General features: G+C 69.6%; 1 pseudogene. It reads left to right on the top strand.

The window, feature by feature from the left end:
• Nucleotides 1–78: 78 nt before the first annotated feature.
• Nucleotides 79–1,030: pseudogene (locus JHD07_RS38855) on the top strand (DNA mismatch repair protein MutS); the annotation flags it as partial.

The following is a 1,030-nucleotide window of genomic DNA, read 5'->3' as shown; positions in this document are numbered from 1 at the left end:
GCGGACAACGTGGAAAACCTCCGCATCCCGGCCAAAGCGATAGGAGCACCGGGCGAAATTTTGTAGGTTGCGCCGCCCATGACGATGCAACAGCCAATACCCGTTCCGCCCCCCGACGACACACCGGCGCCGCAGGCCGAGGCTGCGGCGCGCGTCACGCCGATGATGGAGCAATACCTCGAGATCAAGGCGGCGCATCAGGGCTTGCTGCTGTTCTACCGGATGGGCGATTTCTACGAGCTGTTCTTCGAGGACGCCGAGATCGCCTCGCGGACGCTCGGCATCGTCCTGACCAAGCGCGGCAAGCATCAGGGCGCCGACATCCCGATGTGCGGCGTGCCGGTCGAGCGCTCCGAGGACTATCTGCATCGTCTCATCAGCGCCGGCCACCGCGTCGCCGTGTGCGAGCAGACCGAGGATCCCGCCGCGGCGAAGGCGCGCGGCAACAAGAGCGTGGTGCGCCGCGGCGTGGTGCGCCTGGTAACGCCCGGCACGCTGACCGAGGACACGCTGCTGGATGCGCGCGCCAACAATTACCTGCTGGCGATCGCGCGCGCCCGTTCCTCCGCCGGCGGCGACCGCTTCGGCCTGGCCTGGATCGACATCTCCACCGCCGAGTTCATGGTGACCGAAGCTTCCGGCGGCGAGCTCGCCGCGACACTGGCGCGCATCAACCCGAACGAGGCCATCGTCACGGACGCGCTCTACAACGACAACGAGCTCGGCCAGATCCTGCGCGAGCTGCCCGCCGTGACGCCGCTGACCCGCGACGTCTTCGACGGCGCCACCGCCGAGAAGCGGCTGTGCGACTACTTCGCCGTCGCGACCATGGACGGGCTGGCGCAGCTGACGCGCCTGGAGGCCACCGCCGCCGCCGCGGCCGTCACCTATGTCGACCGCACCCAGGTCGGCAAGCATCCGCCGCTGTCGCCGCCCGCGCGCGAGGCTTCGGGCGCGACCATGGCGATCGACCCGGCCACCCGCGCCAATCTCGAACTGACGCGGACACTGGCCGGCGAGCGCCGCGGTT

Source organism: Bradyrhizobium sp., from assembly GCF_016462955.1.
Classification (GTDB): Bacteria; Pseudomonadota; Alphaproteobacteria; order Rhizobiales; family Xanthobacteraceae; genus Bradyrhizobium.
This window is presented reverse-complemented; position numbering and strand designations above follow the sequence as displayed.